The 25170-nt window shown below is 36.8% G+C and carries 22 protein-coding genes; 20 read left to right on the forward strand and 2 right to left on the reverse strand.

Going from position 1 to position 25170, the window contains the following annotated elements; genetic code table 11:
• The first annotated feature begins 162 nt into the window (after positions 1–162).
• From APS80_RS07200 to APS80_RS07225, 6 genes are all read left to right on the forward strand, one after another.
• Positions 163–1170 carry an NADP-dependent oxidoreductase gene (locus tag APS80_RS07200; protein WP_059107597.1) on the forward strand — a complete coding sequence of 336 codons (1008 nt, stop codon included), beginning with the start codon at positions 163–165 and terminating at the stop codon, positions 1168–1170.
• Between the two features lie 19 nt (positions 1171–1189).
• Positions 1190–2206: a zinc-binding alcohol dehydrogenase family protein gene (locus tag APS80_RS07205; protein WP_059107598.1), complete on the forward strand. Its 1017-nt coding sequence runs from the start codon at positions 1190–1192 to the stop codon at positions 2204–2206.
• Positions 2207–2443: 237 nt separating this feature from the next.
• Positions 2444–3979 carry a BCCT family transporter gene (locus APS80_RS07210; protein WP_059107599.1) on the forward strand — a complete coding sequence of 512 codons (1536 nt, stop codon included), beginning with the start codon at positions 2444–2446 and terminating at the stop codon, positions 3977–3979.
• A 163-nt stretch (positions 3980–4142) separates the two neighbouring features.
• Positions 4143–4679 (forward strand): alkaline shock response membrane anchor protein AmaP, encoded by a 537-nt coding sequence (amaP, locus tag APS80_RS07215; protein WP_059107600.1) that lies wholly within the window; start codon positions 4143–4145, stop codon positions 4677–4679.
• A 12-nt stretch (positions 4680–4691) separates the two neighbouring features.
• Positions 4692–4931 (forward strand): DUF2273 domain-containing protein, encoded by a 240-nt coding sequence (locus APS80_RS07220; protein ID WP_059107601.1) that lies wholly within the window; start codon positions 4692–4694, stop codon positions 4929–4931.
• A 49-nt stretch (positions 4932–4980) separates the two neighbouring features.
• Positions 4981–5493, forward strand: a complete 513-nt coding sequence (locus APS80_RS07225) for an Asp23/Gls24 family envelope stress response protein (RefSeq protein ID WP_059107602.1) — start codon at positions 4981–4983, stop codon at positions 5491–5493.
• 152 nt (positions 5494–5645) lie between these two features.
• Here the strand turns inward: APS80_RS07225 and APS80_RS07230 are convergent, their stop codons facing one another.
• Positions 5646–7604: an IucA/IucC family protein gene (locus tag APS80_RS07230; RefSeq protein WP_059107603.1), complete on the reverse strand. Its 1959-nt coding sequence runs from the start codon at positions 7602–7604 to the stop codon at positions 5646–5648.
• Between the two features lie 101 nt (positions 7605–7705).
• Here APS80_RS07230 and APS80_RS07235 point away from each other — a divergent pair, with 101 nt between their 5' ends.
• From APS80_RS07235 to APS80_RS07265, 7 genes are all read left to right on the forward strand, one after another.
• A complete protein-coding gene (locus APS80_RS07235; protein WP_059107604.1) occupies positions 7706–8899 on the forward strand; it encodes an MFS transporter in 1194 nt (397 codons plus the stop codon).
• The gene (locus tag APS80_RS07240) at positions 8889–10643 is read left to right on the forward strand and encodes an IucA/IucC family protein (protein ID WP_059107605.1); all 1755 of its coding nucleotides are present in this window, start codon (positions 8889–8891) and stop codon (positions 10641–10643) included. Before APS80_RS07235 ends, APS80_RS07240 begins: the two co-directional genes overlap by 11 nt.
• A 4-nt stretch (positions 10644–10647) precedes the next feature.
• A complete protein-coding gene (locus APS80_RS07245; protein WP_059107606.1) occupies positions 10648–11721 on the forward strand; it encodes an alanine racemase in 1074 nt (357 codons plus the stop codon).
• Positions 11722–11799: 78 nt separating this feature from the next.
• Complete coding sequence (locus APS80_RS07250; RefSeq protein ID WP_059107607.1) at positions 11800–12813, forward strand: ABC transporter substrate-binding protein; 1014 nt, start codon at positions 11800–11802, stop codon at positions 12811–12813.
• Between the two features lie 13 nt (positions 12814–12826).
• A complete protein-coding gene (locus APS80_RS07255) occupies positions 12827–13855 on the forward strand; it encodes a FecCD family ABC transporter permease (RefSeq protein WP_059107608.1) in 1029 nt (342 codons plus the stop codon).
• A complete protein-coding gene (locus APS80_RS07260) occupies positions 13852–14814 on the forward strand; it encodes a FecCD family ABC transporter permease (protein WP_059107609.1) in 963 nt (320 codons plus the stop codon). The genes APS80_RS07255 and APS80_RS07260 overlap by 4 nt, the downstream gene beginning before the upstream one ends.
• A 220-nt stretch (positions 14815–15034) precedes the next feature.
• Positions 15035–16408 (forward strand): YjiH family protein, encoded by a 1374-nt coding sequence (locus APS80_RS07265; RefSeq protein WP_059107610.1) that lies wholly within the window; start codon positions 15035–15037, stop codon positions 16406–16408.
• A 215-nt stretch (positions 16409–16623) separates the two neighbouring features.
• Here APS80_RS07265 and APS80_RS07270 read toward each other — a convergent pair whose 3' ends face one another.
• Positions 16624–16884, reverse strand: a complete 261-nt coding sequence (locus APS80_RS07270) for a SunI/YnzG family protein (protein WP_059107611.1) — start codon at positions 16882–16884, stop codon at positions 16624–16626.
• Positions 16885–17058: 174 nt separating this feature from the next.
• On the opposite strand from APS80_RS07270, the gene APS80_RS07275 reads away from it, so the two are divergent.
• The 7 genes from APS80_RS07275 to APS80_RS07305 all read left to right on the forward strand — a co-directional run bounded on the left by APS80_RS07275 (position 17059) and on the right by APS80_RS07305 (position 24674).
• Positions 17059–17565 (forward strand): metal-dependent hydrolase, encoded by a 507-nt coding sequence (locus tag APS80_RS07275; protein WP_059107612.1) that lies wholly within the window; start codon positions 17059–17061, stop codon positions 17563–17565.
• 274 nt (positions 17566–17839) lie between these two features.
• Positions 17840–19024, forward strand: a complete 1185-nt coding sequence (locus APS80_RS07280; protein ID WP_059107613.1) for a UTP--glucose-1-phosphate uridylyltransferase — start codon at positions 17840–17842, stop codon at positions 19022–19024.
• 15 nt (positions 19025–19039) lie between these two features.
• Positions 19040–19729 carry a PAQR family membrane homeostasis protein TrhA gene (trhA, locus tag APS80_RS07285; RefSeq protein ID WP_059107614.1) on the forward strand — a complete coding sequence of 230 codons (690 nt, stop codon included), beginning with the start codon at positions 19040–19042 and terminating at the stop codon, positions 19727–19729.
• Between the two features lie 251 nt (positions 19730–19980).
• A complete protein-coding gene (gene sdrM / locus APS80_RS07290; RefSeq protein WP_059107615.1) occupies positions 19981–21342 on the forward strand; it encodes a multidrug efflux MFS transporter SdrM in 1362 nt (453 codons plus the stop codon).
• Between the two features lie 89 nt (positions 21343–21431).
• Entirely contained in the window at positions 21432–21884 is a 453-nt protein-coding gene (locus APS80_RS07295) for a SepA family multidrug efflux transporter (RefSeq protein WP_059107616.1), read from the forward strand.
• 80 nt (positions 21885–21964) lie between these two features.
• Positions 21965–23410, forward strand: a complete 1446-nt coding sequence (locus APS80_RS07300) for an MDR family MFS transporter (RefSeq protein WP_059107617.1) — start codon at positions 21965–21967, stop codon at positions 23408–23410.
• A gap of 199 nt (positions 23411–23609) precedes the next feature.
• Positions 23610–24674, forward strand: a complete 1065-nt coding sequence (locus tag APS80_RS07305; RefSeq protein WP_059107618.1) for a P-loop NTPase — start codon at positions 23610–23612, stop codon at positions 24672–24674.
• Positions 24675–25170 lie beyond the last annotated feature (496 nt).

The following is a 25170-nucleotide window of genomic DNA, read 5'->3' on the forward strand; positions in this document are numbered from 1 at the left end:
TTAAAAATAAGAGCAAGGTTTATACCTAATTAATCACTGTTAGGAATAGTTTGAAAAATAAAATCTATGTTTGATATGTATGATTAAGTGAATATAAAGTGTGTAGATATTGAATATATTAAAATGAAACTTAATATATTTGAATTATGAGGAGGAATCGACATGGAAACAGAACAAATTGTTTTAGCCGAACGTCCAGAAGGTGTGCCTTCAGATGAGACGTTTCGTACAGAAACTGTAGAATTGTCAGATCCACAAGCAAATGAATTACAAGTACAACCGTTATATATTTCAGTGGACCCATATTTAAGAGGGCGCATGAACGATACGAAATCTTATGTAGAGCCCTTTAAATTAGACGAACCATTGACAAGTCACATCGTGGCTAAAGTCGTTCAATCTAATGCAGACGACTATAGTGAAGGTGACATGGTCGTTGGTCAAATGCCTTGGATGAAAATGATTAATATCGCTGCAGATAAAGTAAATAAAATTACGAATACAGATGTACCACTTTATCTTTATTTAAGTGTCTTAGGTATGCCAGGGCAAACGGGTTATCAAGGTTTATTAAATATTGGTAAACCACAAGAAGGCGAAACCGTAGTTGTATCAGCCGCTTCTGGTGCAGTGGGTTCAGTCGTTGGACAAATTGCGAAAATTAAAGGTGCTAAAGTTGTTGGCATTGCAGGTGGTCCTGAAAAAGTGAACTACCTTACTGAAGAACTTAATTTTGATGAAGGTGTCGATTATAAAGCAGACGATTTTGCGCAACAATTAGAAAATGCAGTACCTGATGGTGTCGATGTTTATTATGAAAACGTCGGAGGCCCAGTTTCTGATGAAGTATTTAAACATTTAAATACATTCGCACGTATCCCTGTATGTGGTACGATCTCTAACTATAATGATAAAGAACAAGATCAAGGCCCACGTCTTCAATCTACATTGATTAAAAGCCAAGCACTCATGCAAGGTTTCGTCGTAGCGCAATTTAGTGATCATTTTGAAGAAGGAACAAAACAACTTGCACAATGGGTTCAAGAAGATAAAATTAAAACAAAAACATCCGTAGTAGACGGCTTTGAAAATATTCCTGAAGCATTCCGTCAGTTATTCACTGGTGATAATTTTGGTAAACAAGTCGTTAAAAATACGGAAGCATTTTAATAAGACGAAAGGTGATAATATGAAAGCGATTGGTGCAGATAAAGCATTTAGTTTAGAAGATGGAAATCAATTTTACGAAGTTGAAAAAGAAACACCTCAACCAGGTGAAAGAGAATTACTCGTCAATGTGAAATCAATCAGTGTAAACCCTGTAGATACAAAATTGAGACAATCACCTGTATCTGATGCGCCACGTATCCTAGGCTTCGATGCAGTAGGTACCGTTGAAGCGGTTGGGGAAGGTGTTGAATTCTTCTCTGAAGGTGATGAAGTTTATTACTCAGGTACACCTGATAACGATGGTTCTAATGCGACAGACCAACTTGTTGATGAACGTATGGTAGGACGTAAGCCAGCAAACATATCTAATAACGAAGCTGCAAGTTTACCACTTACTGCGATTACAGCATCAGAAGTATTATTCGACGTATTTAATATTTCTCATGAACCAGAAGATAATAAAGGTAAATCACTATTAATCATCAACGGTGCTGGTGGTGTTGGTAGTATCGCCACACAAATTGCGAAATACTATGGTCTTAAAGTAATCACAACAGCATCTCGTTCTGAAACAACAGAATGGTCAGAAAAAATGGGTGCCGATGTCGTACTCAACCACAAAAATGATTTAGCTGATGAATTTGAAGCACACGGCATTCAAGATGTCGACTTCATCTTATGTACGTTCAGTACAGATATGTACTATGAAAAAATGGTTGAACTTGTAAGACCAAGAGGTCATATCGCACCACTTGTTGAATTAGATAACAATCAAGATTTAAACGCCTTAAAAGATAAAAGTATTACATTTACACATGAATTTATGTATACACGTCCAATCTGTGACATGGATAACTTACAACGTCATCACGACTACCTTACAGATGTGACAGAAAAAATGGAAGCAGGTCATTATCAAACTACATTATCTGAAACGATCAAAGGTTTAACACCTGACACATTATTTGAAGCACATCAAAAATTAGAAGCGCATCAAATGATTGGTAAACTCGTCATTGAATTAGACGAACAATAAATATGAAAGCATTGAAATAAATATAATGCGGATATAGTAGGGCTAAGTTCACACACGAATAAGGTGGCGAACTTAGTTCTTTTCTTTTGTTATCAAATAGATATTGTATAAAATTAATTAAATATACCAAAGTTGTGCACTGTTAAATTGTGGAAGTACAAAAAGTAAGTATATATGATTGATAATACTTAGATAGGGTATGTGTTTTATATCAATTTACAGGGGGTGTATTTTGACATGCGGAAAAATAAATTAACAGTCGTATTTTGGACTGCATTAATTATTTGTACGCTGTTCGTTGTTTATGGGGCACTCTTTCCAAAACAACTTGAAGCGGTTACAACAGAAGTAACCTCATTTATCGCCGTACATTTCGGCTGGTATTATTTATTACTTGTTTTAGTTATTTTAATCGTTTGTGTCTATTTATTATTTTCTAGATATTCATCCATCACGTTAGGTAAAGAAGGAGAAGATCCTGAATTCTCTTTACCCTCATGGTTCGCGATGTTATTTAGTGCAGGTATGGGGATCGGATTAGTATTTTGGACCACTGCAGAACCGATAAGTCATGCATTTACGCAGACACCTATACATAAAGCAGGTACACAAACAGCCATCAATGAAGCCATGCAGTTCTCTTTCTTCCATTGGGGTGTGCATGCATGGGCTGTGTATGGCATTGTTGCACTCGTATTTGCTTATTTCAGTTTCCATAAAGGTTACAAAGGTCTAGTGAGTGCGACCCTTGTTCCTATTTTTGGGAAAAAAGCAATGGCTGGCCCAATCGGTGGCGCGATCGATGTACTCGCAATTATTGCGACGGTAACTGGTGTGGCAGCGACATTAGGCTTTGGTGCATTACAAATTAATGAAGGATTGAACTTCTTATTCAATGTACCTTCTAACTTTGGTGTACAAGTCATCATTATTATTATCGCTACAGCACTGTTCACTTGGTCAGCATGGTCTGGTATCAATAATGGGATTAAGAATTTAAGTAACATTAATATGGTCCTTGCATTCTTAGTACTTATTGCACTCTTCTTTGTAGGACCTACACTTGAAATCTTAAATACATTTACAAACAGTTTAGGTAGTTATATCACAAACTTCTTTGATATGAGTTTACGTATTCCACACGATGACGATAAATTCCAATGGCTCCAAGACTGGACGATATTCTACTGGGCTTGGTGGATTTCTTGGGCACCATTCGTAGGTATCTTTATCGCACGTGTATCACGTGGTAGAACGATCAAAGAATTTATCCTAGGGGTATTATTCGTACCCGCGCTCGTATGTTTCTTCTTCTTCGCAGTATTTGGTGCATCAGCTATTTTCTTACAACAAAACGGTATAGCTGACATTGCAAAAGAAGCGACAGAAACCGCGACATTTGCGACATTAGAACATTTCCCATTTGGCACTGTATTGAGCATTATTACACTCGTTGTCATCATGATTTTCTTCGTAACGTCTGCAGACTCAGCGACTTATGTATTAGGTATGTTGAGTTCCAAAGGTGACATCAACCCACGTTCATTTGTGAAAGTGAGCTGGGGTATTATCCTCGCATTATTTGCGATGATCATGATATACACAGGTGGTACGCAATCCATACAAAACTTATTGATTATTGCGGCTCTGCCATTCTCAGTCGTCATTATTCTGATGATCTGGGCGCTCTTCAAAGCACTTGGTTTTGAAAAACCACGTTACAAGCAGAAAAAGCGCAAGAGCGAACCAATCAATGATAATCACTCGGAATAAAAATGATAACTGAGTAGTATAACGAAATGAGTTTAGTAGTGGCTTAATGAATTTAAAAGAATATTTTAAAAAATTGAATGAATCATGTTTCTACAAATTTGATGTGGGGTATGTACAAATGTGAAAACATTATTATTTAAGCGCATAGGAGGTGTTGTACGAGGTGAAACGACTTAAAAACTTAATCCTAGGTTTATTAATAGTTGCGATTGTTGGATTCCTATTGTTCATGTACATTGACGATTCACGAATCTCTCAATACCAAGATTACTTCTTGCAATTCAACTGGTTTGAACCATTATTAATCGGTTTATCTATACTATTAATACTCATAGGAATTATATTAGTATTGAGCTTGTTTAAACCTACGTATCGCAAACCTGGACTTTATAAAGATTTTGATGATGGACATATTTACGTTTCACGTAAAGCAGTTGAAAAAGCAGCATACGACACAGTGGCTAAATATGACAACATCAGACAACCGAATGTGGTTGCAAAACTTTATAACAAGAAAAAGAACTCTTCCATCTCATTGAAAGTCGATTTCTTTGTTCCTGGTGATGTACAAATCAAATCGTTAACGGAACAAATCCGTAACGATGTGAAACAAAATGTTGAGTACTTTGCAGAAATTCCAGTGAAAAAACTAGAGGTTAATGTTAGAGATCAAAAAGCCTCAGGTCAACGCGTGTTGTAAGGGAGGGTAATTATGGCTAACAATAATAACCAAAACGAACAAGATAACACTCAAGAATTGGTAGAAATGTTAAAAGATTATAAATGGCGTATTATTGGATTTCTAGCGTTTCTTATTATCGCTATTTTATTCTTTACATTAGGATTCTGGAAAACAATCTTACTTATTGTTTTATGTTTAATCGGTATAGGTATCGGGTATACTAAAGACCGGAAACAAGATTTCTTAAACTTCTTGAATCGATGGAGTTAGTAAGTAGTAAGATTTCAAAATAAAAATTGATTAAAAAGGAGAATGTATTATGGCAGTAGATAACAACAAAGCAAAACAAGATTACAATAACCAAACTGGAGTTAATGAACAAGAAAAACAAGAAAGAAAAGAACAACAACAAGAACAACAAGAAAATCAATTCGACAGCAAATTAACTTTCTCTGACGAAGTTGTAGAAAAAATTGCTGGTATTGCAGCTCGCGAAGTTAAAGGTATCTTAGAAATGAAAGGCGGCTTTGTCGACAGCATTTCTAATTCATTTAGCTCAGGCAACAACGTAACACAAGGTGTTAGCGTTGAAGTTGGCGAAAAACAAGCAGCTGTAGACTTAAAAGTCATCTTAGAATATGGCGAATCTGCACCTAAAATTTTCCGTAAAGTAAAAGATATTGTTAAAGAACAAGTTAAATACATCACTGGCTTAGAAGTTGTTGAAGTTAACATGCAAGTCGAAGATGTAATGACTAAAAAAGAATGGGCTCAAAAAAATGAAAAAAACTCAAACGATAACCAAGACAACTCAAACAAAAACTTACAATAATTGAGTGAATCTTGAATACGTTTGATTCAAAAATAAAAGGAGTTGATTGGAATCATGAAGGTTTCAATCGACTCCTTTTATTATACATATTAAAGAAGACGAGAGCATAAAGCACGCTCTCGTCTTTTACATTATCAACTCATCAGTAATCTCTAATAAGATGAATCATGTAATGGATTGTTGACTTTGATATACGTATAAACGTCCGCTTCATCAATCAGACGCATCGTTGTCACGCATTTGTAGTCGATATGTTCTGCAAACATTGTACGTTCAATTTCATCTAGACGTGCTTCTTGTGTCGGCATGGTTTCACGTATGTCTTTAAGTTGTGTCACCATCACGTCTTTAATTGTATTCCAAATGCTATCTTCTAAGCCGTCTATATCAAAGGCTTTTGCTGCTGTTAAGACGAGCTCACCTAAGTGGTTTTGGACGGTAGAGTAGAATGCTTTGTTGAATACAGTATGTGATGATTGCGTTAGGATCAATGATTTTTCATGGAAGGTACTTGTATCATAACCCATTTGATTAAGTTGTGGGGCTTCGATCCGTAAACCTTCAAAATCACGAGTGTACATATGGTTAAATCGTCCATCATTTTTGACGGTCATGATGGAATTTTGTAAATGTGCTTCCATTGCGATGCCATATTTTACAAATAATGGCACGACAAGACCGAGTAACGCTTCGGCGTAATCTTTAAACCATGTCGTAATCGCTTGGGTTGGATTTTCAAAGTCATTTTGAGCCATAAATGTTTTTAAAATCGTAAAGATAGGGGCCTCATCATTGAACGGATAACGTGCCACTAAACTAGATGGGATCATTGGAATATCATCATCTTCAATTAAACGATAGATGTTATCCCGATAGAGTGTGCCTAATTGTTCGCTGCGTTGAACTTGTGTTTCAGCTGAATCACTGTCATTGTAAAAATGAGCCCCTGCACGTTCATCAATGGTGCTCGCACTCAAATGTTGGAATAGTGTATCGTTCGCTAATATATCATTTAAGATACGTGTCACTTGTGGTCCATTATATGTGGTTTGCTCAGATAGTGTACGTATTTCTCCTGTAATATGGACATTTGTCGAAAGTTTAATATGTGGGGTACGTTTAGGATACTTAGGCATTAACGTTCTAAATGATAACCCTGCAAAGTAATCGAGTTGATAACTTAAAGGCACAATTGACCCGTCATTTAACTCTGTCTGATATTCATTTAATAAAATGTGATCGTATTGCCAAGGATGTACGATCATCACAATATAATCATTGATATGTGATGAGTCTACTGCTTTTTCAGCTGCTTCTTCAAGCCCCTCAAAAAGGTCATAGACAATCGTATTATAGTCTTCATTTAATCCTTGGAGACGTGTTAAGTCACGACGTACGAGGATAAATTGCATCTGGATAGGTTGAGCAGACTCTGAAGAGTAAGCAATCACGGTATCGGGCGACATGCCTTTACGTAACTTAGCACCCGGATGAAGCGGATGGCCTTCGACGACTGCTTGTTCTGAACGTAAATAGCTGTCTTCTGCTTGCTTGATCAATTGCCATAGTGGTGCAGATTCATCTTTCATGGTTAACGTTTGATAACTCAATGCAAGCGCTAAGTTCGCGATACTATTATCCATGTCTTCACTAAATTGCTGACTCGCTGCGTTATCTAATTCTGGATCAGCTTTAAGAATAAAATTTAATACTTGATTCGGGTGTAATAACCGTTCTGTTTGTTGCTCAGATGAAATAAAGAATGGCCCTTCAACATCGATGCGATCGAAAGCATGTTGACCTGTGATAGGTGCATAAAGGGTAACCGCACTGTGAGGAAATTCAATCGTTAAAACATTTCGATGTTCTGTATCTATACGTTGAGGCAGTGCATCATGAGTCACGATTTGACTATGATCACGACTTCCTACGAGATTTTCTCTATGTATAGATGTAATTAAACGCTGTGAAATCTTGTCTCGACTCGCTAAAATCTGTTGTTTAAAATGATCAGCCCACGCGGAGTGGTGTTGTGTTAAATAATCAAGTGCTGCCTGTTCTTCAGGGGTTAACTCGAGTGAAAAGTCATTTATATTTATTTGGTTACTCATATAACACCTCGGATAATTATTTTACAAAAAGATATAATATTTGTATAATCTATAATAACGTTATTGATAATGGTTATCAATAGGTGCATAGGAGGATTAAAATGGCAAAATATTTTTTTCCAAGTTCATTTTTATTATTTCTTGGAAATTGGATTGGCCAAATTACATTAAATTGGTATGTGTTTACCCTTTACCATAATGCGGTTCACTTAGCATTAATTAATTTTTTTCGGTTAATACCAATTTTATTCATCAGTGTGTGGGCAGGGAAAATAACTGATAAGTATAATAGAGGGACACTCTTACGGACTACGATTACTTCTTCCTTTTCCCTTACTGCGATCTTAACAGTATTAATCTTCAGTTTTGGTAAACTTCCTATCGCCGTCTTTGTCGTTTATTCTCTTGGACGTGGGATACTTAGTGCGGTGGAAACACCGGTTAGACAAGCTGTGCTTCCAGATATTTCCGATAAACTGTCGATTGCTCAAGCAGTCTCATACCATTCATTTATCATCAATATCTGTCGTTCAATAGGGCCTGCTGTTGCTGGATTTGTCATTGCGTCATTTAGCTCCAAATATGGATTTTTACTTCAAAGTATTTGTTATGGGATTTCTATCTTATTCTGTCTCAAGTTAGTGTTTGAACATCAAACTCCAGATAATGAAGACGACGATGATAATAGCAAATTTACGCTTAAAGTTGTTTTGGATTATCTAAGATCTAATACGAATAGTAGACGTATCGTCATTACTTCCTTTGTCATTATGGCAACAGGATTTTGTTACACTACATTACTACCCGTTCTGACAGATTACAATTTCCCTGATCAGGCACAAATATTTGGTATTGCCATGACATTTAGTGCAGTAGGAGGTATTTTAGCAACACTAATCATTCCACATGTACTTAAACATTTTTCTGTAACTGCGACGTACTACTTGAGTTCGTTACTTTTTGGTGTGGCATTAATCGGCACCATCATCGCAAACTCAATTATGTTGTTTATTGTATTATTCTTTATTGGCTTATTTAGTCAGTGGTCAAGAACGACAAATCGTATTTATTTCCAATATGATGTCGATCCGAAAAACAGAGGTAAAATCCTCAGTGTCATCATGATGGATAGAGGGATGATTCCGTTAGGTGCGATGGTACTTAGTGTGCTCTCAGAAACAGTTGGTATTGTTTATACATTCGTAACGATGGGACTCATCACATTGATTGTATCCATTGTGTTTGGACTATTAAGTAGAAAGACAAATGACGGAGGTCGTAGCTATGAATCATAAGATAGGGCAGCTTGCAGATCGTAATCAACAATATCGCATTTTAAATGCAGTGCTCAAAGAGCGATTATACGATGAAGGCACCATCGTAAGTGATGAAGCAGATTACTGTGCCTTACAATATCACGCACATTACTTAACGGTTAACGTGGCACGTAAATCACCCATGGCGAGATATGTATTTTCTGGGCCAATTCAATATGAATATCGACAACAGACCTCAGAGGTTGACTCTGTAGAGCAGTTACTCGATATCTTAAACAATCAATTTAACATCCCGATTTCTGCACGTTTACGTGAGGAATTGCTGGCAGGGCGTGATGGATTTAAATTGAGCTACGAACAGTTTGAAACGCGTAGTGAAAACATTCAAGAAAGCATGAAATTCTCGCGTATGCCCGTTGCGTTGAATTTTTTTACATGGCTTACACACATGGGAGAAACAGGACAACAAGACCCGTTACTTTATTCTGAAAGCTTAGTAACAGAAGGTCATCCGACCCATCCTTTATCTAAGACGAAGTTGCCTTTAACTGAAGCGGAAATCCGTGCTTATGCACCTGAGTTTGAACAAATCATTCCGCTCAAGGTGATGCTCATTCACAAACAAGCTGCACATGTCACATCAATTACAGGCGATGAACAGTTTCTCATCAATGAAGTGATACCAGAGTACCGTCACAAGTTACGTGCATACTTGGAACCTTTAGGTCTCAAATTAAAAGATTACTATGCGATACTCGTTCACCCTTGGCAATATGAACATACAATCACAACCATGTATCAAACGTGGATTGAAGAACGAAAATTGCTTCCTACACCTTTTACAGTTGATGCACATGCGACATTATCATTTAGAACGATGGATCTCATCAGAAAACCATTCCATGTGAAATTACCCGTGAATGTTCAAGCGACGAGTGCTATTCGCACAGTCGGACCAGTTACGACGGTTGATGGGCCGAATTTAAGCTATACATTACAAGATATTTTAGCGCAAAGTAATGATGTGCAAGTCGCGCAAGAACCTTACGGCATATATGCAGAAGCGGACGAAGAAGAAGCAAAGCACTTATCTAATATCGTTCGAGAAAAACCTGTGATACGGGCACATGGTATGTCGATCGTCACTGCAAGTTTAGTGAATCGTAATCCAGTGGATAAACGCACCATTGTTGATAGTTACTTGGAATGGACAGGCGGCGGTGTAACAAGCAAGACGATTAAACATTTCATACGCGCATATGCCACAGCGCTCATACCACCTTTAATCGATTATATCCAAACATGTGGGATTGCGTTAGAAGCACATATGCAAAATACCATCGTCAATTTAGATCAGAACTTCGACATGAAATTTATGGTTAGAGATTTAGGTGGTGCCCGTATTGATTTATCAACCTTACGACAACGCCGTTCTGGTATCGAAGTAACGAACCAAAGCTTATTAGCCTCAGACATTGATGCTGTGATTCAAAAATTCCAACACGCAGTCATACAAAACCAATTTGCTGAACTCATTCATCACTTTGGCCAGTATGATGAGGTCACTGAAGAAAACTTATACGATATCGTCAAACAGGTGATTGAAGATAGCATCGACGATACGAAACCACATGCAGATGCATTGAGACGTATTTTATTTGGACCTACGATTACGGTAAAAGCATTGATGCGAATGAGAATGGAAAGTAAAGTTAAACAATATTTAATGATTGTATTAGATAATCCAATCAGAGAGGTGTGAAAATTTGGCACATATTCATATCAATTTGTCCAAAATACAATATAATGCCAATGTGTTAAGACAATTGTTAGCGACGCATCACATTCAATTCACGCCTGTGATTAAATGCATTGCGGGTGATCCTGAAATTATACGTGCGTTGAACCAATTAGGCTTCACACACTTTGCAGAAGCGCGTTTAGAAAATATAGAAAAAGCAAAAGAAGTTGAAGCGGCCAATACGTTTACATTAATTCGTGCACCACACCTTCAAGAGTTAAAACAAGTCGTGTTAAATACGACGATGAGTATTCAAACTGAATTGACGACCATACGTCAATTAAATGACGTAGCAAAATCTCTCAACCTGAAACACCCAATCATGTTAATGGTTGATTGGAAAAACGCTAGAGAAGGTGTACTGACATATGATATTGTAGAGTATGTTCAGGAAATTTTGCATCTCAGTCATATCTGTTTGAGAAGTATTGCATTTAACTTTATGTGCTTTAATGAGATTCCGCCGTCAGAATCAGATATTGAGATGATTAACCGTTTTGTGACATCAGTTGAAAAAGAAACAAGCTATCGCTTTGGCATCTTTTCAGGTGGCAATTCGAGCATGCTACCGCAAATGATGTATAACGACTTAGGACGTGTGAACGACTTACGTATCGGAGAGTCGTTATTCCGTGGGGTAGATACCACTTCTAACGTACCGATACCTTCACTCTATCAAGATGCGATTACGTTAGAAACGCGTATTATTGAAATTAAACCACGTATCGAAGTGAATAGTGGCAGACAATATTTGCAAGCAATCGTGGATATTGGCAAGTTGGATACTGAGGTAAAAGATATTTATCCATTAGGTCATGATGTCGATGTGTTAGGTGCAACGAGTGATCATTTGATGCTTGATTTGAAAAATCACGACCAGTATCAAGTGGGCGATACCATCACCTTTAGACTGGGCTACAATGCACTTGCACAAACGATGTATATTAATCAGATGGAGAAAATATATCAAAACGATAAAGCCATCGATTTACTCAATAAACATTTTAATGTATGTGAACTCAATAAAGCTCGAAAATAATATAATATTCTAATTGACAATGATATTCATTATCGCTATACTTATCATGAAAGCGATACATATTAAGGAGTGAAGGTTATGAAGAAAAATTTAAAATTTTTCGGTATTTTGCTTTTAGCCTTATCATTAGTACTTGTAACTGCATGTGGTAATGGTAATGACAATAAATCATCAGATTCTGATAATGATAAAGAATCTAAAGATACAGTAACAATTAAGACAAAAGATGGTACAACAGAAGTTAAGAAAAACCCTAAACGTGTTGTAGCACTTGAGTTCTCATTTGTAGATTCATTAGCAGCATTAGGTATTAAACCAGTCGGTGTTGCAGATGATGACGATAAATCTCGTATCTTAGAACCAATCCGTGACAAAATTGGGGATTACACATCAGTCGGTGCACGTAAACAACCTAGTTTAGAAAAAATCAGTGACTTAAACCCAGATTTAATCATCGCTGATAACAATCGTCACAAAGGCATCAAAAAAGACTTAGAAAAAATTGCACCAACACTAGTGCTTCCAAGTTTCGACAGTGACTACAAAGAAAACTTAGACGCGTTCGAAACTATTGCAAAAGCAGTAGGTAAAGAAAAAGAAGGTCAAGAACGTCTTGACGAACACAATGATAAAATCGACAAATACAAAAAAGAAATTAAGTTAGATAAAGATGAACCTGTACTTGCAGCAGTTGCTTCTAAATCAGGTTTACTTGGCCACCCTGAAAGCTCTTATGTTGGTCAATTCTTAAAAGAACTTGGTTTCAATAACGCCTTAGATAAAACTGAAACTGAAAACTTATCTAAATATCTCCAAGGACCTTACTTACAAATCAATGAAGAAGTCCTTTCTGATATCGATCCTGGTCGTATGTTCATCATGGTAGATAAAGGTGAAAACGATCCTGACTACAAAAAACAAACTGAAAGCAAAGTTTGGCAAGATTTAGATGCTGTTAAAAATGACCGTGTTAACACAGTAGATCGTAATACTTGGGCTCGTGCTCGTGGATTGATATCTTCAGAAGATATCGCTAAAGAATTAGTAGAGATTTCTAAAGAAAACAACGAAGATAACGGTCAACAAAATTAAGGTGACTTGATCTATGGGACATAAAAATAAGCAAGATTTACAATTGAAAAAACAATCAAGCACGCGCATTACACTCACTTTTATAGTGAGTGTATGCGTTCTTTTTTTAACAGCTTACTTAAGTTTAGTATTAGGTTCTTCTTCTATTTCTACCCGCGACGTGATTGATTATATTTTCCAAGGCACAGATACCAAACAAACCTTTATTATCCATAATGTACGTATGCCACGCATGATCGGTGCGATTGTTATCGGGGCTGCGCTCGGTCTAGCAGGGCTACTCATGCAAATCATGACACGTAATCCACTTGCTTCACCACAAATATTTGGGATTAATGCAGGGGCATCATTTGTCATTGTGCTTATTACAATGCTTGTGCCAGCGCTTGCACCATGGGATACATTGTTCGCCTTTGTAGGTGCATTTTTAGGTGGATTAGTGGTCTACTTATTATCAGGGTCTACGAAAGCCATTACGCCCGTGAAACTCGCATTAGCAGGGATGGCCATTCATCTCTTCTTCTCAAGTTTAACTGAAGGGATTATTTTGTTAAATGAAGATTCAACAACGAGAGTGATGTTCTGGTTGGTTGGTTCATTGTCTACATTGAAATGGACTGCCGTGCTGAGCATTATTCCATGGCTCATTCTCGCATTCTTCGTTACGATTTTGATGTCACGCCAGTTATCTATCTTGGAACTTGGTGACACAATGGCACGTGGTTTAGGACAAAACGTCACATTTATACGTATTATCATCGGCCTTCTCGTCGTTATACTGGCAGGGAGCTCGGTTTCTATCGCAGGGCCGATAGGTTTCGTCGGCTTAATCGTACCGCATCTCGTTAAGCACTATGTACCTCGTAATTACATGTATAGCGTACCGTTAACGATGATTATGGGTGCTGATTTATTACTCGTATCAGATGTGTTGAGTCGTTATATCACTTATCCATTTGAATCACCAGTAGGGATAGTTACTGCGTTTCTTGGTGCGACGTACTTCCTATTTATTACAGTTAGAGGGGTGAGACAAGAATGAATAGACATCTAACGATGAAGTATACCATCGCAGTCATCCTACTCATCGTCGCTGCGTTCGCGAGTTTATCTGTAGGTACTGTCTTTTTAACACCTTCACATATTTTAAGTCATATTTTTACGCTAGATGATTTTATTTTGACTGAATACCGTTTACCTCGGATGTTACTTGGTTTTATCGTAGGGGTGAGCTTAGCAGTCTCTGGTGCCTTAATTCAAGGTGTTGTTAAAAATGAACTTGCATCTCCAGATGTCATCGGTATTACAAAAGGGGCGAGCTTAACCGCCGTCATTGTCATTATGTTATTCCCGTCAGCACCGCTCTTTTTACTACCGTTTAGTTCATTCATTGGTGCACTCATCATCAGTATTTTCTTAACTATACTCATTTCAAAATTTAACGTTAAAGGATCTAGACTGGCATTGATCGGGTTAGCCATTGGTGCAATCTGTACAGCAATTGTTCAGTTCTTACTCATTCGTAATCCAATGGATGCGAATACTGCACTTGTATGGTTAACAGGAAGCCTTTACGGTCACGACTTAGCAGACGTAGGCATCGTATTACCATGGTTTATTATCGTATTACCATTTATCATTTACTTTAGTCGAAAACTAGATATTCTCGCCTTAGGGGATGACGTAGCAACCGGACTAGGTGCCAAAGTACAAGGTATTAAAATGTTACTCTTATTCCTAGCTGTTGTCCTTGCTGGTTCTTCTATTGCCGTCGTCGGAGGGTTGAGTTTCTTAGGTTTGATTTCACCACATATAGCGAGATCGATAGTCGGACATAAATATATTCATGTGATATGCATGTCAGGTTTAGTTGGTGCGATTATACTATTGATCAGTGATAGCTTGTCTCGTGGTATTCATCCACCACTTGATATCCCAGTCGGTGTAATCGTTGCGATCGTTGGCGTTCCTTACTTCTTATTCTTACTCAGAAAAATGTAAGATTAAAAATTGGATTAGCTATTGCATTTGCAAAAGCTTTCATATAAAGTGAAATTAATGGTAAACGCCATTATAAGTTAAATAATTCACAATAAATGTAGGATGACACAAATTTGATATAGGCTGCGAATTTACATAATTATACATAATGAGTTATAATTATGGCTATATTATTAAACGCGGTTATATTCCTGTGTAGCCACCTGAGAGGTGTATGTAAATGAATAACTATTCTAAGAGCGAGATTATCAAAGGGCGTATTAAATTTATCACCATGTCTTTACTTGGTATCATTTTGTTTTTAACGCCTGTACCGGTTGTAGAAGATGGCGAAAAGCAAGCCACCTTACCGGTTGCTTATCTCGCTAATTTACTTAAAAGTGCGATAGGCGACGGGATGCCTATTATTATATTAACGATTGTCACAGTCTCCGGAATATTAACGTTAGTATGTTCAACGTTTTTAAAGCACAAAATCAAACCGAACTCCTTAATGGATAGCGCATTTAAAGTCAACTGGGTTTGGCTCATCTTAAGATTACTTGCTGTTGTATTTGTGTGGATAGTTTACTTTGAATTAGGTACGGAGGTCATCTACTCTGAAGATACAGGTGGCTTAGTTTTTTCAAGTTTATTACCAACATTAGTGACTGTATTCTTATTTGCTGCATTATTCTTACCATTATTAATGGAATACGGTTTGTTAGAATTACTCGGCCCAATATTCAGACCTATTATGAGACCGCTATTTACTTTACCTGGTCGTTCCACGGTCGATAACTTAGCATCGTTCATCGGTGACGGCACAGTAGGGGTGCTCATTACGAGTAAACAATATGCAGGTGGGTTTTATTCAAGACGTGAAGCGACGGTTATTGCGACGACGTTTAGTGTTGTTTCTTTAACATTTGCGATCGTCGTAGCTGATACTGTGCATATGAGCAATCACTTCTTTTTTTTCTATTTAACAGTTATTGTTTCATGTATTGTTTGTGCGGTGATTTTACCGCGTATTTGGCCACTGAATAAAGTGCCTGATGAATATGCGAAAGATGTTCCTGAAGAAGCGAGAACAGAGAAATTGCCAGAAGGAAAGTCTGCATTTAGACACGGTTTTGATCAAGCGACAGAACAAGGGATTAAAGCGCCAGGCATTGTTGATTTCTTTAAATCAGGTTTTAAAACGGTTGTAGATATGTGGTTTGTCATTTTACCTGTTGTTATGAGCATCGGTACCATAGCAACAATCATTGCGAACTACACACCTATATTTACGGTGATTGGTAAACCGTTCATTCCATTCCTTGAATTACTGCAAGTACCTGAAGCTGCAAGAGCATCTGAAACTGTACTCATCGGCTTTGCAGATATGTTCTTACCATCTATCTTAATCGATGGCGTTAACAATGAAATTACTTACTTTATCGTGGGTGCTTTAAGTATTACGCAGCTCATCTATTTATCAGAAGTAGGTGGTGTGATTTTAGGTTCTAAAATACCTGTCAGCATCTTTAGATTGTTTGTAATCTTCCTAGTTAGAACAATTATCGCATTACCGATCATTTCACTTATGGCTCATCTATACTTCGGTTAATAGAGAGACATGTTTTCATATTTTTTATAGTAAAATGAGATGAACCGAGTAGTTGAGTAAATGAGATGATATGATGTATAAAATAACGCAAAAGGCTGAGGTTAAATGTATGTGACCTCAGCCTGTTTGTGTATCGTTATAACCTTGTATGCATAAAAAAGCCGCTAGACTTTCGTTATGATACGAAGGTTTAGCGGCGATATCTATGTGTAACGTTATTTTGTTAGTTCGTTGTATACTTTTTGATCATTGTGTGTGTAAATAATGTATTCATGGTCGTCAGTATCGATGATGACACGGTTTGTTTTACCGAAAGTTGAGCCGATACGTGATACTTTACTTGCATCTAAATCGGGTACGGCATGGATGTCTTGATCTTGTGAGATGTTTTTAATTTGGTTAGTTGGAATTTTAATATCAGCAACTCGCCATTGAATATTTACTTCATTTTCATTTTTCTTAACTGTCATTGCCATATATGAACACATCCTTAAAATATTTTGTGTCCTCATCATATAACAATGTGCAATCGTTTTCAAGGATTATGTGATACTTTTTTAATATGTGCTATACTCAACAGATACGAAAGTATGTTCGCGTTTTATGATGAAATGTGCTAGAATATGGGCATTACATAAAGGAGTAATATTATGACTGGTAAGACACATGCAACGTGCGGGTTACTGATTGGGACATTATGTACAGATTATTATCAAACCGACTTGTTTACTTCAATCACGGTCATTATTTTAGCTGTTATGGCAAGCTTACTACCTGATATATGTCATACGAAAAGTAAATTGGGGCGGCGGTTTAAAATCATCAGTTGGCTTGTACGTATTTTATTTGGACATAGGACGTTCACACACTCACTGATCTTCATGCTGTTGATTGCGATTTTATTATATTTCATACAGACACCTGTACCGTACTTCACTGCGATTATTCTCGCGATGTTGTCTCATGTTATACTTGATATGTTAACACCCAGAGGCGTGAAGTTATTCTATCCATTACCGATGACCATTCGCTTTCCAATTCGTTTTAAAACGGGCGGTATGGTGGACTTATCGCTTGCTTCAGCGTTATTCATCGGCGCACTATATGTACTTTTTCAGCCTTATATTGTACGTATTGTTGATTATATAGTAAATTAAATGGAGAATATGATATAACTAAGGAACGCTTCACTGAATAGAAAAGTGGACAATAAACATAATAAATATTAAATTTTGGGGTAGTAAGTAAGGAAAACTGTTGACGTTCATGATGAAATTTTAGAGATAATTCCTAGCTCGTTTATCTCACAAGGACTACATATCAAGTTAATATAAGGGATTATAGTTGAACGCGAATTTACCGTTTTCTAATTACAAAAGGGACAAAGCACGAACAAAAGTTAATTCTTTGAATATTAAGGAGAGAATTACATTGAATAATAAAGAATTAGAGAAATATAATCAGCATCATCTTATAGAATTTAAGAAGTTAATGAGTACAAATGAAAAAGAAGAACTCGAAGAAAAGCTTAAAACATTAGATCTTGAAGCTATTCACAATCTTTATCAAGACTTATATGTCAATAAAGAAAAAATGTCAGAAGTACCTGATGTTCAAGAAATTAATTATGAAGTCAAAAAAGACAAGTCAGATGAAGATATAGAACGTTATGAAAAGATTGGTCTAGAAGCAATAAAAAAAGGAAAATTTGCGGTTGTGTTATTAGCTGGGGGACAAGGGACACGTTTAGGTTTCAAGGGACCAAAAGGTACGTTTGAAATTGAAGAAACAAGCTTGTTTGAACTCCAAGCTAAACAACTCATTCAACTGAAAGAACTGACTGGAAAGCCTGTTGACTGGTATATCATGACAAGTGATATCAACCAGCGTGAAACGGAATTATATTTTGAAGAAAAAGATTACTTTGGCTATGACGCATCACATATTCATTTCTTCAATCAAGAAAACATGGTTGCATTGAATGAAGAAGGCAGACTCGTCTTAGACCAAGATAGTAACATTCTTGAAATTCCAAACGGGAATGGTGGCGTCTTCAAAGCACTAGATGATGCAGGCTATTTAGATCAAATGGAAGAAAATGGGATAGAATACATTTTCTTAAATAATGTGGATAATGTGCTCGTTAAAGTCTTGGATTTAATGTTTGCAGGGTTTACATATCACCACAGTAAAGATGTGACGACAAAATCGATAGAACCGAATGAAGGAGAGAGTGTCGGCAGACTCGTAAGTAAAGACGAAAAAGATACAGTACTAGAATATTCAGAACTTGAAGAAGCTACTGCAAACCAATTCCATAACGCGAACATCGGTATTCATGCGTTTAAACTTTCCTTTATTAGAAAAGTCGTCAATGAACCTCTGTCATATCACCTAGCTGTAAAAACAATGAAACAATTAGATGACGACTTCGGTGTGATCGAAAGACCTACATTGAAATTTGAACTCTTTTATTTCGATATTTTCCAATATGCATCAAGCTTTATCACACTCCAAGTCGATAGAGAAGAAGAGTTTTCACCACTCAAGAATAAAGAAGGTAAGGATAGCGTCGAAACAGCAACAGCTGATCTAAAACGCATGAATTTAATCTAAAGATGGAGGTTGTTTATGAGCCATGCCCAAGGTGTGAATAATAAGAAGCATATCGTACATTCGTTTAAAGAAATCATTCCGTTATCTTTTGGAGAAGAAATCGGGAATGCAGTCTCACATGGCGCAGCAGCTTTTTTAGCGTTGTGTGCACTGCCTTATGCGGCAGTTTATAGCTATATCCATGGTGGCACGATGGCCTCTATCAGTGTGTCTATCTTTGTGATTAGTATTTTTATGATGTTTATCACTTCGACGGTGTATCATTCGATGGCGAATCATTCAGCGCATAAATACATTTTAAGGATTCTTGATCACAGTATGATTTATATTGCGATTTCAGGCACTTATACGCCGGTCTGTATCATCGTTGTCGGAGGATGGATTGGTTGGGGCACCATGATATTACTATGGGGGATAACCATATGGGGTATTTTATATAAGGCATTGTCGAAAAATGTTAACCCTAAATTGAGCCTCGTGATGTATTTAGTTATGGGCTGGATCGGTGTGCTGTTTGTACCTATTATTATTCGAGATACTTCGTTCACATTTATATTATTTATCGTACTTGGTGGTGTGGCATACACTATAGGGGCATGGTTTTATGCCCAAAAACATAAGCCCTATTTCCATATGATTTGGCATTTATTTATTATCGGTGCCTCTATATGTCATTTTATCGCTATCGTTTATTTCATCTACTAACGCAGAGAATGAAGGTGAATTGGGGGATAAATCACCCTCTGAAACGGTAAGTACTGTTGTATAGTGATATGTGGCACAATGAGGAATGATGCAATGAGACTGGGACAGAAGAAACGTCGCAGTCTCTTATCATTTTAATTAAATCCATATACATATAAACATGGTCTGATAGATTTGATATGACCCATGAAAGCTTCCGTACAAAAGCCTTATATATACAGATAATGATGTTAGAGGAGGTTATACATAATATGACGAGTAGACTTAGATTAAAAGAGATAGGGATTGTAACTGCACTCGTATTAAGCATGTTTATGGCAGCGATTGAGTCTTCTATTGTATCGTTAGCGATTCCAACGATTAGTGACGACTTACATGTTAAAGGATCAGTATCGTTGGTTTTCTCTGTCTATTTCATAGCGATCGTTATTGCGACGCCTATCGTGGGTGAACTGTTAGAACGCACAAAAATTATCTATCTGTCCGTCATTGGATTAATCTTATTTACAATCGGTAGTTTATTTTCTGGTCTCAGTCCTACATTCACCATTTTAATCATTTCACGCTTCCTTCAAGGGTTAGGTGCAGGCGTATTAATGGCACTCGGACAGATTGTGCCTAAGTTAGCCTTTGAAATTCCATTGAGATACAAAGTCATGGGTATCGTCGGTAGTGTATGGGGGATTGCGAGTATTGTTGGACCACTTCTCGGTGGAGGTATTTTAGAATTTGCGACATGGCATTGGTTATTCTTTGTGAACGTGCCTATTGCAATGCTCGCATTGGTCCTCGTTTTTGCCACATTCCATTTTGAAAATGAATCCACTACAGCAGATTCAAGACTAGATATGCGTGGTATGATGTTGTTCTATCTTATGATTGCATGTTTCTTATGTGCAGTAATGAATCAAACACACATGGCCATCAACGTTGTAGCACTGTTACTCATGATCATTGTTGGATATATCTTATATCGGTTTGAACATCGTCAAACTAAGCCGTTTATCCCTGTGATTGAATTTAATAAAACAGCGACTTTAATATTTTTTACAGATTTCTGTTATGCTTTCATGCTGATGGGTTATAACTTATATATGCCTATCTATCTGCAGGAAGAAATCGGATTATCACCACTTCAAAGTGGTCTTACTGTCTTTCCATTATCATTTGCTTGGCTCATTTTAAATATGACGCTCGACAAAATAGAAGTTCACTTTACACGCAAAGGGATTTATATCTTTGCATTTACATTGCTCTACATATGTGGGGCACTCGTGTTTATCGGTGCGACTGCGCCTCTATTTATCGCATTGAGTCTATTATTGGCAGGCTTTAGCTTTGGTACGATTTACACGAAAGACAGCGTGATTATACAAGAGGAATCTTCTGAACCGAACATGAAGCGGATGATGTCTTTATATGCGCTCACAAAAAGTTTAGGTAGTTCAGTAGGTGCTACAGTGATGGGCTACATCTATACACTTTCAATCGTGTTCACGTCTTCAGAAATACAAAACATCGTGTTAATGACATTCATTATGCTTACATTATTAATCGTGTTATGGTTAATTCGTTTTAAACATACGGGTATATTTAGTAACACAGAGAGATGATGTTATCCTTAAAATAAGTGATGATTGTACAGTTGCGATGGCATATACGATTAAATAATAAATATACAAATTGGGAGGTAAAATAAACAGTGAAATATGTCAGATATATTTTAACAAGATTTATTGTACTCTCAATTTTTATTTTATCTGGGGCCACATTCCTTGTATTTCTAGGATTCGGTCTATACGGGTTAAGCAGAATCTTACTGTATTTAAATTTGGCAGATTTCACCTATGATAAAGGCTTCTTTAATAATTTAGTTTATTATGGAAGTTATATTATATTAGGTTATTTTGTATTATTCTTCGTCGAACATACTATGGATTTCTTGCGTAAAAAAGTACCCAATAACGCGTATTTTAACGGGATGACCTACCATTTAATTTCTTGCGGCATCACCGTATTGCTCTTTTATAGTATCGTACATATTCACTATACCAATATTAAGATAGATTTCTGGGTCGTTATGCTGATCATTGTGATGCTCTATGTATGTAAAGAAGTGTTCTATCCAGACGGTGAAAATTTAAACAAAAAATAAAATATTATAGGCAATATATTTGCTTTGATGTACGTGCTTTGGTTTAATAATGTATTACTACAACAAAAGGAAGTGGCTTCATGTCTGAAAGCGTCGTTCCAAAATCAACGAAAATGATGATTGTCGTAACTATGTTAATTAGTGCTTTTATGGCAATTTTAAATCAAACATTATTAAATACTGCCTTACCCTCTATCATGGAAGGCTTAAATATTACAGAAAATACATCTCAGTGGTTAGTTACAGGTTTTATGTTAGTCAATGGTGTGATGATACCGTTGACTGCATTTTTAATTGAACGTGTTAAAACAAGACCGTTATATCTCATGGCCATGGGAATATTTTTAGTAGGATCTATCATCGCCGCATTATCACCGAACTTCGGTTTCTTAATGTTTGCGCGTGTCGTTCAAGCGATGGGTGCTGGTATTATCATGCCCCTCATGCAGTTCACCTTGTTTATGCTTTTCCCAAAAGATGAACGTGGTTTTGCGATGGGGTTAGCTGGATTAGTCATTCAGTTTGCGCCTGCGATAGGTCCTACGATTTCAGGATTTGTGGTGGACATCGCTAGTTGGAGAGTACCATTCTTTATCATCGTAGCGGTCGCATCTGTTGTCTTCATTTTTGGGATGAGACATATAGAAAGTTATAACGAAACGAAGGATACGAAATTAGATATTCGCTCCGTGATATATTCGACCTTAGGGTTCGGGTTAATGTTATATGCATTTAGTAGTGCAGGTAGCGTCGGTTTTTCACATCCAATCGTTATTATTGCACTTATCGTTAGCTTGTTTATTATCGCAGCATTTATTCGTCGTCAATTAACAATTCCTAACCCTCTATTGAATTTAGTCGTATTTAAAAATAAAGTGTTTGCGTTAACCACTATTTCTACCATGCTAGTCATGTTATCAATGGTCGGCCCAGCATTGATTATTCCGATTTACGTTCAACATGTATTAGGATTATCTGCGTTATTGTCAGGTTTAGTGATCATGCCAGGTGCGTTACTTAATGGGATGATGTCGGTCGTCACAGGTAAAATTTTTGATAACTATGGGGTGAAACCGCTCATTTTAGTTGGCTTCACGATGTTAATCACCTTTACTGTTGCGTTATGTTTCCTACGTGCAGATACACCTTATTGGTATTTACTTGTGATTTATACATTGAGAATGGTATCGATCTCGTTCATCATGATGCCGTTAAATACAGCGGGTATTAATGCGCTCTCGAATGAAAATATTTCACACGGAACAGCCATCGGTAACTTTGCTCGTGTGACTGCTGGTTCATTAGGTACAGCCCTAATGGTCACGTTAATGACGATTGGTTCAGAATTATTCAAACCAGATCCCAATCAACACGCAAGTGCCACTATGGTTGAACGCCAAGCCACAGCAAATGGTGTAGACCTTTCATTTATGGTGGTTTCTGTATTAGTGACTATAGCGTTTATCGCAGCATTGTTTATCAAAGAACAGCGCAGCCCGAAACAACCTAACGCACGAGAATTATAAAATGTTTGATGCACATGTCTATCGTTTTAAAGTAAAAAAGGTGATAGTTGTGATATTAGGAAAGTTAGCTCACATGGCCATTGAGCTAACTTCTTTTTTTGTATTATAATAAAACGTATACTATCTTTAAAAGTAAGTAAAAGAAGAGCGAAATTTACGTTTATTGATAAATAATAAGCATAACTGAGGGGGATTCGTCGTGTTATCGATAGAAGAAGTAAAAGAATTATTAGGTGAGATCAAAGATCCAATTATCGATGCACCACTTAAAGAAACAAACGGTATCGTTAATGTTTCTATAAAAGAAGAAATCGATCACGTCAGCGTGAAGCTTGCGATGGCACAACTTGGAGGTAAACCTCAACTTGATCTACAGATGGCTGTCGTTCAAAAATTAAAAGATAATGGCGCGCATACAGTAGGTATCCGCTTTGAAGAATTACTACCAAGCGTGATTGAAAAATATAGAGGTCCACAGAAGAAAAAACCTCAAACGATTGAAGGGTTACTCTCTAAAGATAATCCAGTTGAATTTATCGCTATTGCCTCAGGTAAAGGTGGGGTAGGAAAATCTACTGTAGCCGTAAACCTAGCTGTAGCATTAGCAAGAGAAGGTAAAAAAGTAGGCCTTGTAGATGCTGATATTTATGGTTTCAGCGTGCCCGATATGATGGGAATAGATGTTAAACCAGGCGTTGAAGGGAAGGAAATTATCCCTGTAGAACGTCACGGCGTTAAAGTGATTTCTATGGCATTCTTTGTAGAGGAAAATGCACCAGTGATTTGGCGTGGTCCGATGTTAGGAAAAATGCTAAACAATTTCTTTGTTGAAGTGAGATGGGGAGAATTAGACTATCTAATTCTTGATTTACCACCTGGTACAGGTGACGTCGCATTAGATGTACATACTATGTTACCTTCAAGTAAAGAATTAATTGTAACAACACCGCACCCAACAGCTGCATTCGTCGCAGCTCGTGCAGGCGCGATGGCGAAACATACAGAGCATTCTATTTTAGGTGTTATTGAAAATATGTCTTACTTTGAAAGTAAAGAAACAGGTAATAAAGAATATGTCTTCGGAAAAGGTGGCGGAGCAAAACTTGCTCAAGAACTTGGTACCGATTTATTAGGCGAATTACCTCTAGAACAACCTTCATGGGATCCAAAAGACTTTTCTCCATCTATTTATCAACCTGATGATCGTCTAGGTAAAATCTACCAATCTATGGCGCAACAAATTGTAGAGAAAACGAGTAAATAATACTATCTAAAGTATAAAGTGATATGAATGTGTAAATCATCCATTTTTAAACGCACAAAAATTAGATTTTTTGTGCGTTTTCTCTTGCATTTTAGAGATATGATGGTAGAATAATATTTTGTGAGCAAAACAGATAAAATAACAAAATTCTGCTTTGCACATTAAGTAAAAAAGAGTGTTGACAAAGCTTTAGAGAGTTGATACTATATAAGATGTCGTTTTTAAACGGCGATGCATTATTAAATAATAATTATAAAGTGTAAAAGTTATACTTGATAATTTTTGATTAATAATTTATCATTATTAAAGTATTGTTAATTGATTGTTAAGAACATAAAGTTTTTGTTGACATGACATAAACGATGTGTTAAAATGAATTAGCAATTTCTTGAAGAAATGAACATTGAAAACTGAATGACAATATGTCAACGTTAATTCCAATAAACAACGATTCAATCGTTGATTGAACAAGTGTTGAAGAAACACATTTAGCAAA

Source organism: Staphylococcus auricularis, from assembly GCF_001500315.1.
Classification (GTDB): Bacteria; Bacillota; Bacilli; order Staphylococcales; family Staphylococcaceae; genus Staphylococcus; species Staphylococcus auricularis.